General features: G+C 71.0%; 15 protein-coding genes. 7 read left to right on the top strand and 8 right to left on the bottom strand.

What is annotated here, in order from left to right; genetic code table 11:
• The first annotated feature begins 284 nt into the window (after positions 1–284).
• Genes EJK15_RS47760 through EJK15_RS71480 form a run of 5 tightly spaced genes read left to right on the top strand, consistent with a single transcriptional unit; the run spans position 285 to position 3,122 of the window.
• Positions 285–506, top strand: a complete 222-nt coding sequence (locus tag EJK15_RS47760; RefSeq protein WP_138717099.1) for a hypothetical protein — start codon at positions 285–287, stop codon at positions 504–506.
• A 21-nt stretch (positions 507–527) separates the two neighbouring features.
• Positions 528–860, top strand: a complete 333-nt coding sequence (locus EJK15_RS47755; RefSeq protein ID WP_240777678.1) for a YciI family protein — start codon at positions 528–530, stop codon at positions 858–860.
• The gene (locus tag EJK15_RS47750) at positions 857–2,086 is read left to right on the top strand and encodes an RNA polymerase sigma factor (protein ID WP_138717098.1); all 1,230 of its coding nucleotides are present in this window, start codon (positions 857–859) and stop codon (positions 2,084–2,086) included. The genes EJK15_RS47755 and EJK15_RS47750 overlap by 4 nt, the downstream gene beginning before the upstream one ends.
• 53 nt (positions 2,087–2,139) lie before the next feature.
• Positions 2,140–2,910, top strand: coding sequence for an alpha/beta fold hydrolase (locus EJK15_RS47745; RefSeq protein ID WP_138717097.1), 771 nt, complete (start codon positions 2,140–2,142; stop codon positions 2,908–2,910).
• A 50-nt stretch (positions 2,911–2,960) separates the two neighbouring features.
• Positions 2,961–3,122, top strand: coding sequence for a hypothetical protein (locus EJK15_RS71480; protein ID WP_171074944.1), 162 nt, complete (start codon positions 2,961–2,963; stop codon positions 3,120–3,122).
• Positions 3,123–3,131: 9 nt separating this feature from the next.
• On the opposite strand, the gene EJK15_RS47740 is transcribed toward EJK15_RS71480, so the two are convergent.
• Entirely contained in the window at positions 3,132–4,790 is a 1,659-nt protein-coding gene (locus EJK15_RS47740) for a YfjP family GTPase (protein WP_138717096.1), read from the bottom strand.
• A complete protein-coding gene (locus EJK15_RS47735; protein ID WP_240777677.1) occupies positions 4,787–6,685 on the bottom strand; it encodes an ABC transporter in 1,899 nt (632 codons plus the stop codon). Before EJK15_RS47735 ends, EJK15_RS47740 begins: the two co-directional genes overlap by 4 nt.
• Positions 6,686–6,931: 246 nt before the next feature.
• Here EJK15_RS47735 and EJK15_RS47730 point away from each other — a divergent pair, with 246 nt between their 5' ends.
• Both EJK15_RS47730 and EJK15_RS47725 read left to right on the top strand, forming a co-directional pair.
• Positions 6,932–7,519: an RNA polymerase sigma factor gene (locus tag EJK15_RS47730; protein WP_138717095.1), complete on the top strand. Its 588-nt coding sequence runs from the start codon at positions 6,932–6,934 to the stop codon at positions 7,517–7,519.
• On the top strand, positions 7,516–8,097 hold the full coding sequence (locus tag EJK15_RS47725) for a hypothetical protein (RefSeq protein ID WP_138717094.1): 582 nt from the start codon (positions 7,516–7,518) through the stop codon (positions 8,095–8,097). Before EJK15_RS47730 ends, EJK15_RS47725 begins: the two co-directional genes overlap by 4 nt.
• Before the next feature lie 251 nt (positions 8,098–8,348).
• On the opposite strand, the gene EJK15_RS47720 is transcribed toward EJK15_RS47725, so the two are convergent.
• From EJK15_RS47720 to EJK15_RS47695, 6 genes are all read right to left on the bottom strand, one after another.
• A complete protein-coding gene (locus EJK15_RS47720) occupies positions 8,349–9,425 on the bottom strand; it encodes an SPFH domain-containing protein (RefSeq protein ID WP_138717093.1) in 1,077 nt (358 codons plus the stop codon).
• Between the two features lie 3 nt (positions 9,426–9,428).
• Positions 9,429–9,860, bottom strand: coding sequence for an NfeD family protein (locus EJK15_RS47715; protein WP_138717092.1), 432 nt, complete (start codon positions 9,858–9,860; stop codon positions 9,429–9,431).
• Positions 9,861–9,932: 72 nt separating this feature from the next.
• Positions 9,933–11,105, bottom strand: coding sequence for a L,D-transpeptidase (locus EJK15_RS47710; protein WP_138717091.1), 1,173 nt, complete (start codon positions 11,103–11,105; stop codon positions 9,933–9,935).
• A 73-nt stretch (positions 11,106–11,178) separates the two neighbouring features.
• A complete protein-coding gene (fahA, locus tag EJK15_RS47705) occupies positions 11,179–12,282 on the bottom strand; it encodes a fumarylacetoacetase (protein ID WP_138717090.1) in 1,104 nt (367 codons plus the stop codon).
• Positions 12,279–13,067: a hypothetical protein gene (locus tag EJK15_RS47700; RefSeq protein WP_240777676.1), complete on the bottom strand. Its 789-nt coding sequence runs from the start codon at positions 13,065–13,067 to the stop codon at positions 12,279–12,281. Before EJK15_RS47700 ends, fahA begins: the two co-directional genes overlap by 4 nt.
• On the bottom strand, positions 13,049–14,218 hold the full coding sequence (locus EJK15_RS47695; protein WP_138717089.1) for a homogentisate 1,2-dioxygenase: 1,170 nt from the start codon (positions 14,216–14,218) through the stop codon (positions 13,049–13,051). Before EJK15_RS47695 ends, EJK15_RS47700 begins: the two co-directional genes overlap by 19 nt.
• Positions 14,219–14,276: the final 58 nt, after the last annotated feature.

The following is a 14,276-nucleotide window of genomic DNA, read 5'->3' as shown; positions in this document are numbered from 1 at the left end:
GACAAGCCGCGACCAGAGCACGGCGGATCCCACACGCCCCGGAACTGGGCTTTTACCTGCAGGAGCGGTCCTCGTCGAAGAAATGGACCAAGAAATGACACGAAGAATCAAGCCGTGGATCCAGGCTGAGGAGGTGGTGGTGCGTACCCTGGAAGAGGTGGCGCCAGCGCCTGCCGTGGCGTGGCGCCGGCGGGCCGCTGGCCGCGTCGGAGAGCGCCCGCAGCCGACCGCCCGCAAGGGCGGGGGAAGAAGCCGCGGAGCGTATCCGGGAGTTGGAGGCCCGGGTGCGCGAGTTGGAGGCGAGCGAGCGCAAGCTGACCACCGAGCAGGACATCCTGCGCAAACCGGCTGGCAGGTCGCAATGCCCGAGGTCGGCGACGACGCCCGACGATCTCCGTACTAGGCACGGAGTGAAACACCCCGACTTCACGCTCACCAGTGGTCTGCCCGAACGCGCCGACGCGTTCCGCGCCCAAGCCATGCGTTGCCTCCGCGCCGTCCAGTAAGCCCGGTCTAGGCTCGGTCGTGTGAAGTACTTGCTGCTGATATGTGGTGACGGCGAGGCCTACGAGGCGATGCTGGCCGATCCGGAGTTCCTGCCCGACTGCAAGGCATGGGCCGCCGGCCTGGGCGACAGACTGGTCGAGAGCGGTGGCCTGGAACCGCCGGCGAACGCTACGACGGTACGGGTACGCGACGGCGAGGTGCTCTTCTCGGACGGCCCCTTCGTCGAGTCCAAAGAGATCATGGCCGGGTTCAGCCTGATCGAGTGCGCCACCCGCGAGGAGGCGCTCGAGGCCGCCAGGACGCATCCGGTGGCCCGCCACGGGACCGTTGAGCTGCGGGCCTTGCAACCTTGAACGTCCAGGCGGCGCTTGCGGACCTGTTCCGGGAGGAATGGGGCCAGATCGTCGCGACGCTCATCCGTCTGACCGGCGACTGGGACCTGGCCGAGGAGTGCGCGCAGGACGCCTTCGCGCAGGCGCTCCAGCGGTGGCCGGCGGACGGGCTCCCGCCGAAGCCCGGTGCCTGGCTCACCACCACCGCCCGCAACAAGGCGATCGACCGGCTCCGCAGGGCCGCAGTGGGAGCGGCCAAGCTCCGCGAGATGGCCACCCGGCCCGTTCCTGACACAGCCGGTCCAGAAGAGGAGTTCGGAGATGATCGGCTGCGGCTCATGTTCACGTGCTGCCACCCTGCCCTTCCGTTCGAGGCGCGGGTCGCGCTGACGCTGCGGACCCTGGCAGGGCTGACCACAGCCGAGATCGCCCGGGCCTTCCTGGTTTCCGAGGACACGATGTCCAAGCGGCTCACCCGGGCCAAAGTCAAGATCCGTAACGCACGGATCCCGTTCAGGGTGCCGCCTGCCGAGTTGCTGTCCGATCGGCTCAATGCCGTGCTGGGCGTTCTCTACCTGCTGTTCAACGAGGGGTACGCGGCCAGCAGCGGCGAGGAGCTGATCCGGCGGGGCCTTTCCGACGAGGCGATCCGGCTGACGCGGCTGCTCGTCCGGCTGATGCCCGGCCAGCCGGAGGCGACAGGCCTGCTGGCGCTGATGACGCTGCACGACGCCCGGCAGCCGGCCCGAATCGACGCGCGGGAGCTGGTGCCGCTCGAAGAGCAGGACCGTTCGCTGTGGCAGCGCGACCGGATCGGAGAGGGGGTGGTCCTGCTCGAAGGGGCGTTGCGGCAGGGCCGCGCGGGGCCGTACCAGATCCAGGCCGCTATCGCGGCCTGCCACGCGACCGCGCCCTCCTTCGAGGAGACTCCCTGGGTCGAGATCGCGGCACTCTACGGCCGCCTCGAAAGGCTCGTGCCGTCCGCGATCGTCCGGCTGAACAGGGGCGTCGCCGTAGGCATGGTCGACCCGGCGCGCGGGCTGGCCCTCATCGAGGCGCTATCGTCCGATCTGCGCGGCTATCACCTGCTGCCCGCCGCGCGGGCCGATCTCCTGCGCCGTCAGAGGCGATTTTCCGAGGCCGCCATCGCCTACCGGGAAGCTCTGGCCCTGGCTCCGACCGAGCCCGAGCGCCGCTACCTGGCCCAGCGCCTCGCCCAGATCTCTTCGGATGATCTGTCCGCTTGAGGGCCGGCCGTTCGTGGGTGAGACAGACAGGAGCATCTGGAAAGGCTGAAACCATGAACACGACACGTTCCGCCGACGGTACCGCGATCTTTTTCGACCGGCTGGGCTCGGGCAGCCCTATCGTCCTCGTGAGCGGCGCGTCCTGCGCTAGGGGCATCCACGTTCCGCTGGCCGAGCTGCTGACCGCCGGCCACGCGGTCTACAACTACGACCGGCGGGGGCGCGGCGACAGCGGCGACACCCGACCCTATGCGGTGGAACGCGAGATCGAGGATCTCGCGGCAGTGATCGAGGGGGCCGGCGGTTCCGCGGCCGTGTTCGGTAACTCGTCGGGCGCGGTGCTTGCGCTCCGCGCGGCGGCCGCCGGCCTGCCGATCACCGGGCTGGCGCTGTGGGAGCCGCCGTTCCAGCTCGACGCCGACGCGCCCGCACGGTCCCGGGCGTACGTGACCGAGCTGACGGCCTGCCTGAACGAGGGCCGTCGCGGGGACGCCATGGCACTGTTCCTGCGTTCCGTCGGCCTGCCACCGAACATGATCGATCAAATTCGCCAGGCGCCCATGTGGGCGTCCATGGAGACGATCGCCCCGACCCTCGCCTACGACGCCGCAATCATGGGCGACGGCCGCCCGCCGGCCGACCTGGCGAACGTCAAGACCCCCACCCTGGTCCTGACCGGCTCGGAAACCGGCCCGTGGGCTCCGGCCGCCGCACTGGCCCTGGTGGACGCCCTGCCGTCCGCTCAGCACACGATCCTCGAAGGGCAGGATCACAACGTCTCGTGGGACGTCCTCACCCCGCACCTCATGTCCTTTCTCGGTTAGGGCATGGGTGGATCTTGTCCGTGACGGCGGGCGGCCGAGAACGAGGTCGTGTGCTCGGGCCCAGCCTGGCCGTGGTGCTGCTGCTCGGCGGGTTCTTCGGGGCGATGGAGGTGGAGGTGTCCGCGCTGGCCGCCGCCCGCGACATTCCTCGCCACCGTACTGCTCAGGCGCCGGTCCGCTTGACCGGGCCGCTCAGGCGCCGCCCGGCTTGACCGGACGGTTCACGCTCGGGCGAGCTCGAGTGCCTCGGTGAAGCGGGCGTACCTGTCCAGCTCCGCCTCCACGGGATCCAGCACGTGCTCTCTGCTCACCTGGCCGATGGCCGTGCGCAGGGCCCTGGCCGTACGCCGGGCCCGCCGCCTGCCGCCCGCCCAGGCGGCCAGCCTCGACAGCATCGCGATCACCACGCCCGCGAGCGCGCCGCCCACCAGCAGCACCGTCGGCCACGGCACCGCGCCCACGGTCGGGAGCGGCGGCTGGGGCAGGCGCAGGTAGTCCATCCCGAACAGCACACCGAGCCACAGGGCGCCGGCCGCCATGCCTGCGAACACCAGCCACTGCAGCACGTTCACCACCCGCCACCACCTGGGACGTCTCGTAGCGCCGACGGACGTCCTGGCCACCGCACGGTCCACCGCGTCCGCCAGGTCCTCGGATCGTGAGCGCGCCGCCTGCCGCACCGCCGCGGCCCACGGCCCCGGCAGCCCGGCCGCGGCCCCCTCGCCGACGTCCCTGATCGCCGTCTCGACCTGAGCCCTTTGCACGGCCGTCGCGGCGGGCACGGAGGTACGCCCGACGATCTCCGTGCCGGGTCTTCCCGATGCCTTGGCCGGCGGGGCGATGGCGCCGATGCGGAGCCTGCGGAGCGGGTCCGGCCGGAACCTGCGGACCCAGCGCGTGACCGGCCATCCCGTGGCCACGACGGCCCGGTGCCGGTGCCCCTTGGCCACGGCCTCCACGACCAGCGACACCCCCGCCGCCTCGGCGAGCGCGGCCGTGAGCCGCCGGCCCAGCCCCGCCGTCCCCTTTTCACCGCCCGCCTCGGCACGCCCGTCCGCGGGCTGCTGAGAGGGCGTGGCGCCGGCGAGATGGCCGGCGGCGGTGGCGATGTCGGCGGTCAGGCGGGCGGACCAGGACCTGCGTTCCGCGACGCGGTCCCCGAGGAGCGAGCGGAGTTCGGGTATGCCCGTGCCGGTACGGGCCGAGACGGCGAGCACGGGTACGCCTGCCAGGCCATCGTCGTCCAGTAGCCGGCGCAGGTCGCGTACGCAGCGGTCGACGGCCTGCGGAGGCAGGCGGTCCACCTGGTTGAGCACCACCAGCATCACGTCGCGGTGCCCGGCCAGCGGGCGCAGGTAGCGGTCGTGGAGGGCGGCGTCGGCGTACTTCTGCGGATCCACCACCCACACCAGCAGATCGACCTGCTCGACCAGGCGGTCCACCTCCAGCCGGTGGGAGAGCCGGATGGAGTCGTGATCCGGGAGGTCCAGGAGGACGAGTCCGGACAAGTCCGGGGTTGTGGCGGTGGTGGAGTGGCGTTGCGGGATCTCCAGCCAGTCCAGCAACGGGCCCGAGCCCTCTCCGTCCCAGAGCGCGGCCTGGGCGGTCGAGGTCGTGGGCCTGGTGACGCCCACGGTCGCCAGCTCCTCACCGGCGAGGGCGTTGTAGAGGGACGACTTTCCGCTGCCCGTCGCACCGGCCAGCGCGGCCACGGTGTGGTCGATGGAGAGGCCGCGGCGTACCCCGGCGCGTTCGGCCACCGACCGCGCGCCGGACACCGCCTCCTCGGACAGCCGGCCCTCGCTCAGCGAGGCCGCCTCCCGCAGGGCGGCCAGCCGGGAGTCGAGGGACGGGCCCTCCTTGCGGCGCAGCAGCTTCACGACCCCTCCCGCCCGTCCGGCCCCTGATGCGGGGATTCGCCGCTCTCGGTTCTCTCGGGCGGCTCGGGCGGCTCGGGCGGCTCGGTATCGCCGGTGGACGCTGGGCGATCGGTGGCGGGCGAATGCGCCATGGGCCGCGTAGTCGCCTCGGCAGGATGATCGGCTGCCGAGACGGCCGGAAACTCCGCCGTCGCCGCCGCAGGAAGGTCCGCCCGATGTTCGCGTACCCGCTGGACGGCCGCGAGCAGCGCGTCCGCCGTGTCCCTCGGCGGCTCGATGGACTCCAGTTGCGCGGTGAACCGGGCGGACTCGGCCTCCAGCAGCTCGCGTACCCGCTCGCGCAGGTCCTCCCGCGCCCGCACCGTCAGCGTCCGCACCGCCTGGTCCCCGAACACGGCCTCCAGCAGCTTCTGCGTCAGCACGCTCGTCCCGCCCGCGATCCCCACCTCGATCCCGGTCAGCCCACCGGTGGAGGCGAACACGGCCAGCATGAGCAGCACCCCGGCCCCGTTCACCCCGAACGACGCCACCCTGGCGGTGGTCCGCTTCTCGGCCCCCTCGGCGCGGACCAGGTCCAGGACGTACTCCTGCCACCCCCGCACCGCCGCCTCGGCCTGCTTGCCGAGGTCGGATGAGGCGCGGCCGAGCCGGGCGGACTCGACGGCGCCGAGCCGTTCGAGCAGGCCGGGCCCGCCGGGCGCGGCCGACCAGCCCTCCAGCGCGCGCTCGGCGGAGCCGTCGGCGGCCCCCCTGATCAGGGTCTCGACGCCGCTCTCCAGGGCCTCCTTGAGCTGGACCTCCGGCACATGGCCCGTGAAGAAGCCGACGATCCGGTCGCGCAGCCACCCCACCCGGCTCTCCAGGGAGCGCATGAGGTCGCCGGTGCCGATGAAGTCCTGCCAGCGGGCCAGCACCTCGCCCCGCAGCAGCGACCCGTCACGCATGCCCTCGTCGAAGTCGGCCAGCCCGCCCGCGTACGCGCCCGACACGATGGAGCGCAGCCCGTCGAAGGCGGCCTGCTGGCGCGAGACGGCCGTGGCCAGCGCGGGCACCCGGGTGGCCAGGCTGTCGAGCGCTCCCGACAGCGTCTGGCGTACGACCCGGGATCTTTCCGTGGCGTCCTCGGCCAGCCCGGCCAGCCACGAGGCGATGGGCTGCACCGCCGCCACGGGCAGCCGGGCCTTCTCGGAAGGGAGGGCCGCCTCGGGGACGGTGAACAGCCGGGTTCCTTCGAGGCCGTTCTCGGTGAGGAGGCGGGCGAGGTCGCGGGAGACCGGGGCGACGGCTTCCGGCGGCGCGCGGTCGAGGACGACGGCCAGCGCCGTGCTGCGTTCGCGGGCCGAACGCAGGAAGCTCCACGGCACCTCGTCGGCGTACCGGGCGGCGGTCGTGACGAACAGCCACAGGTCGGCGGCGGCCAGCAGCTGGGCGGCGAGTTCCCGGTTCGAGGTCACCACCGAGTCGATGTCGGGCGCGTCGAGCAGGGCGAGGCCGGCGCCCAGGGACGGCGAGGTCACCACGCGAAGCGCCCCCGGGCCGTCACCGGTGGCGCGGGACAAGCCCGGCAGCACGTTCTGGCCCATGAACCAGGCGCGGTCGGCCGGGCTGACCACGAGTGTGGGCACCAGCGTGGTCGGACGGAGCACCCCCGGCTCGGCGACATCGGCCCCGACCAGCGAGTTGACCAGCGTGGACTTGCCCGCCCCGGTGGACCCGCCGACGACGGCGAGCAGCGGCGCGTCCAGGGCACGCAGCCTGGGCAACAGGTAGTCGTCGAGTTGCCCGGTCAGCTCGCGCAGCGCGCGCCGGTCCGCCGGCGCCTCGCCGATCGCCAGCGGGAACAGCTCGCGATCCAGCGGCCGGCGCAGTGCCTCCAACGCGCCAAGCAGGTCCATATGGCCCACGCTAAATGATTGATGCGGTCTTATGTGCTGGTCAGTGCGGATGTGATCGTAGGGATGAGAGATCGTTTCCTGTGGAGTCCGGCAGGCCCTGTGTTGCGCCGGATCGCCAGGTTCATGGCCAAGAGTAGCTGCGGGATCCCGGCCCGCAGCCGGGAGGGGGACGTGGGCCGTACCGCTCCTGATCGAGTTGCATCGCTGGAACTCGTCGGCATGGCCGGACAGTAGATATGTGTGGACATGTCATTACGGAGCCGGATACGTGACGGGGACAAAGCCGCGTTCGGCGCGCTCTTCGACGAGTGCTCGAAAGCCGTCTACAACCATGCCTTCCGGCTGACCGGCAACTGGTCCACGGCCGAGGACGTGATGGCGCTGACGTTCCTGGAGGCGTGGCGGCTGCGCGGGAGGATCGACGCCGAGGGCGGGTCGCTGCGGCCCTGGCTGCTCGGCATCGCGACCAATGTGGCCCGCAACGTACGCCGGGCCGCCCGCAGGCACGACGACGCCCTGGCCCGGCTGCCCAGGGGCGAGGAGGTGCCCGACTTCGCCGACGAAGTCGTGGGCCGCATCGACGACGCTGAGCGGCTGGCCGCGGTGCGCGCGGCGTACGGGGGGCTGCGCCGCCAGGAGCAGGACGTGTTCGCGCTGTGCGTGTGGGCCGGGCTCGACTACGCCCAGGCGGCTGAGGCGCTCGGCATCCCGGTGGGCACGGTGCGGTCCCGGCTGTCGCGGGCCCGCAGGAAACTCGCGGCGGCGGGGGAACTCCCCCCGGCGAACCGACAGGTAGTAGGTGACCGCGGCTCGGAGAAGGAGGACATCAGATGAACTGGACCGAACGTGATCTTCCTGAGGGCCGGCGCCGACTGCTCAAGGAGTTCGTGATGACGGAGATCGACAACAAGCCGCCGCGCAAGGGCCTCCCGCGCCTGGCCATCCTGGCCCCCGCCTTGGGGCTCGCGGCGGCCGTCGCGGTGACGGTGCCGCTGCTGTTCGGCGGGGGCCCCGCGTACGCGCTGGCCAAGGGTCCCGACGGCCTCATCCACATCACCATCAACCAGGCCAAGGACCCGAAGAAGCTGCAGGAGGACTTGCGGGCCATGGGGGCGAATGTGGTGGTGGACTACATCCCTAGGGGTAAGAAGTGCAGCCCGCAGCCCCGCAGCAGCCACTTCGCCGGCGATGAGGAGAAGCCGCTCTCGGTCTTCCCCCCGTCCGAGGAGTCAGAGCCGGGCTTCACGATCGACCCGAAGGTGATCGGCGCCGGGGAGGTCGGCGTCCTGGAGTTCAGCGTCGGGCAAATCGACGACGGGTCGACGGTGGCCGGCATCTGGGCCCGGGTCGGCAAGGAGCCGATCGCCCCCTGCGAGCTGGTGGACACCACGGACGCGCCGCTGTCCCACTGATCCGACGGCATAACCCTCCGAGCCGATGCCCGCCGCACTACTGTGTGTGCGGGCATCGTCGACGATCACTGACCTGGCGCGCCTCACCCCTCTCCCTCACGACCCTCAACGGCCATGCCCGGACCATGAACGCGTCCCGGCACACGCGCTCTCCGCGCGCCGGGCGCCTTCATATGGACCTCCATGGGGCACGCGCTCCCACGTCCGGCGCAGGGGCCGCCTCCAACCGCCTGCGCCGCGTCGGGAGAGCGTCAGCGCTCGGCCTCCTTCGGCTCCCGCTCCAGATCAGGGAACGGGGACGGCTCCTGGGCGGCCTGGGTGAGCTGGCGCGGCCCGTTCGGGCTCTCCGCCTCCTGCGCGTCCGCGACGGCCGCGGCCGCGGCCTCCGCCGCCTTGGCGGCTTCCTCCTCGGCCGCCGAGCCCTCGGGCACCTCTTCCTGCGTGGCCGCCGACCTCGGCAGGGCCTCGGTGAACGCCTTCGAGACGCCCTGCAGCGCCGAGGTGACCTCGCTCGGGATCACCCAGAACGTGTTGCCCGGGCCCTGCGCCAGCTGCGGCAGCATCTGCAGGTACTGGTACGCCAGCAGCTTCGGGTCCGGGTCGTTGCGGTGGACCGCCTGGAAGACCTGGTCGATGGCGCGCGACTGGCCCTCGGCCTCCAGGATGGCGGCCGTGCGGCCGCCCTCGGCGCGCAGGATGCGGCTCTGCTTGTCACCCTCCGCCGTGAGGATCTGCGACTGGCGCTGGCCCTCGGCGTTGAGGATCGCGGCCCGCTTGTCGCGCTCGGCCCGCATCTGCTTCTCCATCGCGTCCTTGATGGTCTTGGGCGGGTCGATGGCCTTGACCTCGACGCGGTTGACGCGCAGCCCCCACTTGCCGGTGGCCTCGTCGAGGACGCCACGCAGCTGGCTGTTGACGGTGTCGCGCGAGGTGAGGGTCTTCTCCAGGTCCATGGAGCCGACGACGTTGCGCAGCGTGGTGACGGTGAGCTGCTCGACGCCCTGGATGTAGTTGGCGATCTCGTACGCCGCCGCCCGCGGGTCGGTGACCTGGAAGTAGAGGACCGTGTCGATCTCGACGACCAGGTTGTCCTCGGTGATGACGGGCTGCGGGCGGAAGGAGACGACCTGCTCACGCAGGTCGATCATGGGATAGACGCGGTCGATGTACGGGATGACGAAGTTGAGTCCGGGCTTGAGCGTGCGGTGGTAGCGGCCGAGACGCTCGACGTTGCGCGCCCGGGCCTGGGGGACGATCCGCACCGCCTTGAGCACGGTGAACACGGCGAACAGTATGACGAACAATCCGACCAGCAAGAGCGGATCCATGACTCACTCCCGGGGATATACGAGGGCGGTCGCGCCCTCGATCTCGATGATGTCGACGGTCGCCCCCGCAGGGATCACCAGGGTCTCGTCGTAGGCGCGCGCCGACCACTCCTCGCCCCCGACGCGTACCCGGCCATCGCGTCCCGTTACCTCCGAGACCACGTAGGCGGGCTTGCCGACGATCGCCTCCACGCCGAAGCGTTGCAACTGCGGTTGCTTGATATGACGCATCGCCAGCGGTTTGACGACCAGCAGGCCGGCCGCGGAGGAGGCGGCGAAGAACAGCAACTGCAGGGGAACGGGCAATCCGATGGCCGCGGTGGCGGCGGTCAGGAGCGCGGCCACGCCGAGAAGCCCGAGCGCGGCCGTGAAGGTGAACAACTCCGCCACGCCGAGGATGACAGCGAGGATTACCCAGATGATCCATTCATCCATGTCCGGCCCTCCTCAAGGGACAACGGGCCTGAGTCCGTGGTTGGTTCCCCCCTCTCTACCGTAAACCCGGATTTACCGCTGCGGCACCCATCCACCTGCGGAATCGGTGTCGTGCGGCAGCGCGCTTCCTTGAGTCCATTTCTCCCACGACAGTTGCCAGAAACCCCATCCGTTGTCCCATTCGAGCTCCCGGTCGGTGCCGGTGATGGTGACGGGGTCGCCGCGCAGAGAGTTGGCGTAGAACCAGGCGGCCTGGTCGGGCCGGGAATTGATGCAGCCGTGACTGACGTTTTCTTTGCCCTGCGCCCAGACGTTGTCCTTGGCGTGCACGTATTCGCCGCTGTCGGAAATGCGCACGGCATGGCCGATCAGCATGTCGTAGTAGCCGGGGTCGCCTTTTTCCCGGCCGGGGGAGACCATGCGGACCGGGTCGCCCTTGTCCATGGTCAGGTGGATGCCGCTGGTCGTGGTGTATTCGCGGGTGGTGCCCCTGCCGGCGCTGATGGCCATCGACTGGACGATCTCGCCGTCGCGGTCGACGACCATCTGGTGCGTCCTGGTGTCGATCGTGCTGGTCTGCCCGCGGCCGACGGTGAAGGCGAAGGTCGAGTTGGTGGTGCCGTAGACGCCGGCGGCCGGGCGCACGCCGGCAAGGTGTGCGGTGACGGTGACCTGCTGCCTGGGCGTCCAGAAGCTGCGGGTGCGGTAGACCACCCGGGTGTCGCTCGTCCACCGCCACGCGCCCTCGGCCGGGTGCTCGGCCTTGACCTCGAGCGCGCGCTCGACGGCCGCCTTGTCCTCCACAGGGATGTCGAAGTCGATGATGATCGGCATGCCGGTGCCGACGGTCTCGCCGGGCAAAGGCGCGGTCGAGGCGACCTGGAAGGTCCGCTCGGCCGGGCGGGTGCGGAAACGGCCCATCGCCACCGTGGCGGGGCCGCCCGCGCCCGCGGCCGTGGCGGTCACCGTGTATTCGGCCGCGGGCTTGAGCGTCCAGTCGGAGCGCCAGATCGTACGGGAGTCGTCGAGCCTGCCGGGCACGGGCTCCCCACCCTCATGGGCCTGCACCTTGCTGAGCGTGCCGCCGCGCGCCGTGACCACCAGCCCGCGATCGGGGCGGGCCCGCTTGGTGTCGAAGGCCGGCGAGATCTGCACGACCGGCGGCGTGACAGGGCTGTCGGCGTTGATGGAGCCGCAGCTGCTGACCAGGAGAAAGGCGACACAGAACATCGCGGCACGCCGCATGTGACTCCTGCTTTCCGAGGGAAGGGCGCCTCCTAGGGTAGCGGGCGGTCAGCGACTGAGCACGCAGGGTCATCTACGCGACGGTTCCGGAAACCTCCCCCAATGTCAGGTCACCGGCGGTGGCCCGGATGGTCACGGTGTCGCCGTCCTGCAGGAAGGAGCGGGTCTCGCCGCCCGCCAGCTTGATGGGATCGGTCCCGTTCCAGGTCAGCTCGATGAGGGAGCCGCGCTCGCCACGCTCGGGCCCCGAGATCGTGCCGCTGGCGAACAGGTCGCCGGTACGCAGCGAGGCGCCGTTCACCGTCATGTGCGCCAGCATCTGGTCGGGCGTCCAGTACATGCTGGAGTACGGCGGGCGGGACACAACCTCCCCGTCGAGCAGGATCTCCAGGGAGATGTCCAGCCCCCAGTCGGCCTGCCGGCGCAGGTACGCGGCCGGCTCGGGATCCTGCGGGCGCCCGGGGATCCTGGGCAGCGCCTCCAGCGGCGTGACCCACGGCGAGATGGACGTCGTGAACGACTTGGCCAGGAACGGCCCGAGCGGCACGTACTCCCATGCCTGGATGTCCCGCGCGCTCCAGTCGTTGACCAGCGTCACTCCGAACACGTGGTCCTCGAACGCCCCGGCGGGCGTGCCGAGCTCGGTCGGCACGCCCACCACGAACCCCAGCTCGGCCTCGATGTCGAGCTTCTCGGACGGCCCGAACCTGCCCGCCCCGAGCTGCCCCTGCGGCCGCCTGACCGGGGTGCCGGACACGACGACCGTGCCCGCCCTGCCGTGGTATCCGACGGGCAGGTGCCGCCAGTTCGGCAGCAGCGGCTCCGAGTCGGGGCGGAACATCCTGCCGATGTTGCTGGCGTGGTCGAGCGAGCAGTAGAAGTCGACGTAGTCGGCCACCTCGAACGGCATGTGCAGCCGCACCTGCCGCAGCGGGATCAGGTGCCGTTCGGTCACCGACAGGTCGCCGGTCAGCTTGTTCTGGATCAGCGTCCGCGTGTCGTGCCAAGCCGCGCGGCCCCGGGCCATGAACGGGTTGAGCGACGGGGCGGCGAACACCTCGTCGTGCAGCGCGGCGGTCAGGTCGAGCACCTTGTCGCCGTACCGCACCCCCACTCTGGGCGATTCGCCCGGGGACGAGAAGACACCGTAGGGCAGGTTGTCCACTCCCCAGCTCACTGAGCCTCCCCGATCAGTCCGAGCGTGCGCAGGTCCTCGAGGGGCGTGCTGGTGCTGCACGAGCCGTAGCTCACCAGCAGCCGCCGCGCCTGCTTCGCGGTCTCCTCCGGTACGGCGCGCGCCAGCCGTACGAGGTGCCCCACGTCCGTGGCGCGCAGCACAGGCACCGGGTCGCGCCCCTCGACGGCCTCGCAGACCGCCAGCACCAGGTTCAGGAAGCCGTGCCGGTCGACGCCGAGCGAGGGGTCGAAGTGGCGTACGGCGTGGTGCAGCCCGGCTGTGGCCTTGAACGGCACGTCGCTCTCCACGCAGAACCTGATGAACACCCCGAGGTGCTCCACCGGCGGGAAGGCGTCGGCCGTCAGGCCGCCGCATCGCACCTTCAGCCCCACGCCGTCGGGCACGTCGATGGCCATCTTCCGTGGAGGGACGACCTCGGCGAAGAGCCGCACCTCGTCGGGCAGCCCCAGCTGGTCGGCCAGCGTCTCGACCGGCGTGCCGTCCGGCAGCGGCGTCTCGACCAGGTCCACCGGCAGGTCGTCGAAGGCGGGCAGCTCCGGCATGTCCATGATCAGCCCGATCCGCCGCGGCCGGTAGTCCATGCCGCGCAGCCGGTCGAGGCGGCTGGCCGGGCACAGGAAGCGGTGCGTGAGCACCGGGTTGCCACGCTCCAGGTCGCGCCGGTTGCGGGCGAGGGCCTCGTCCATGTGCAGGGACGTGGGCGGGAACAGGCCCGCGTCGTCCACCAGCGCCGTGTAGAGGCCGCTCATCGTGCCCAGGTCCATGCGTAGCCGGAATCCTCGCAGGACAGCGCGCCCTGGCCGAGGTCGAGCGGGCGGAACGTGTCGACCATGACGGCCGTCTCGCTCGTGGTCGTGACGCCTCGCGCGACCGCGTCGATCACCGCCTCGACCGCCCCGGGCTGGGGCCCGTGCGTGAACCCGGCCGGGTGCAGCGAGATCGAGCCGACGTCGATGCCGGACCCCTTGCGCGCGGCGTAGTCGCCGCCCACGTAGAACATGAACTCGTCGGAGTCCACGTTGTGGTGGTTGTACGGGATCGGGACGGCCTCGGGATGGTAGTCGAGCGGCCGCGGGCAGAACGAGCACACCACGAACCCGGGCCCCTCGAACGTCTGGTGCACCGGCGGCGGCGCGTGCGTCTTCTTCACGATCGGCTCGAAGTCGTTGATGTTGAACGCGTACGGATAGAGATAGCCGTCCCAGCCGACCACGTCGAAGGGATGGTGGCGGAAGACGAGCCTGGTCAGCCCGCCGCGCGTGCGCACCAGCACCGGCACCTCCGCGCCCTCGGCCGTGTGAGGCTCGGCCGGGGCGCGCAGGTCGCGCTCGCAGTAGGGCGCGTGCTCAAGGAACTGGCCGTACTGCGACAGGTACCGCTTGGGCGGCCTGATGTGCCCGGACGCCTCGATGGCCAGCACGTTGACCTGGCCGTCCGGCACCCACCGGTGGATCGTCCCGGTCGGGATGACGATGTAGTCGCCCTCTCCGGCCTCGATCACGCCGTACGTGGACTCGAAGCGCACGCTGCCGCGCTGGACGTAGACGCACTCGTCGCCCATGGAGTTGCGGTAGAGGTCGCTCGGCCGGTCGCTGGTGGCGTACGACAATCGGACGTCGCCGTTGCCGGCCAGCAGGATGCGCCCGGTGATCAGGTCACCGGCGCTGGACAGCTCCTGGGTGCGGAAGTGGCGTGGCGAGAGGGGCAGATTGGGCTCGAGACGCGTCTCCGTGACGGGCGTGACCGCCTCCGCCTTGACGATCGCGGTCGGCAGGTGACGGTGGTAGAGCAGCGAGGAGTCGGACGAGAAGCCTTCCTCGCCCATCAGCTCCTCGGCGTAGAGACCGCCGTCCGGCCGCCTGAACTGCACGTGCCGCTTTCGCGGCACCTCCCCAACGACGCGGTAGTACGGCATCCGCCCCTCCCAACAGTGTCCGCTTATCGGACGGAAGTGTCCTTTATATGTGACAACC

Origin of the sequence: Nonomuraea basaltis, assembly GCF_005893125.1 — a bacterium.
Lineage (GTDB): Bacteria > Actinomycetota > Actinomycetes > Streptosporangiales > Streptosporangiaceae > Nonomuraea > Nonomuraea basaltis.
Note: the sequence above shows the minus strand (reverse complement) of the source record. Positions and strands in the feature narration are given on the sequence as shown.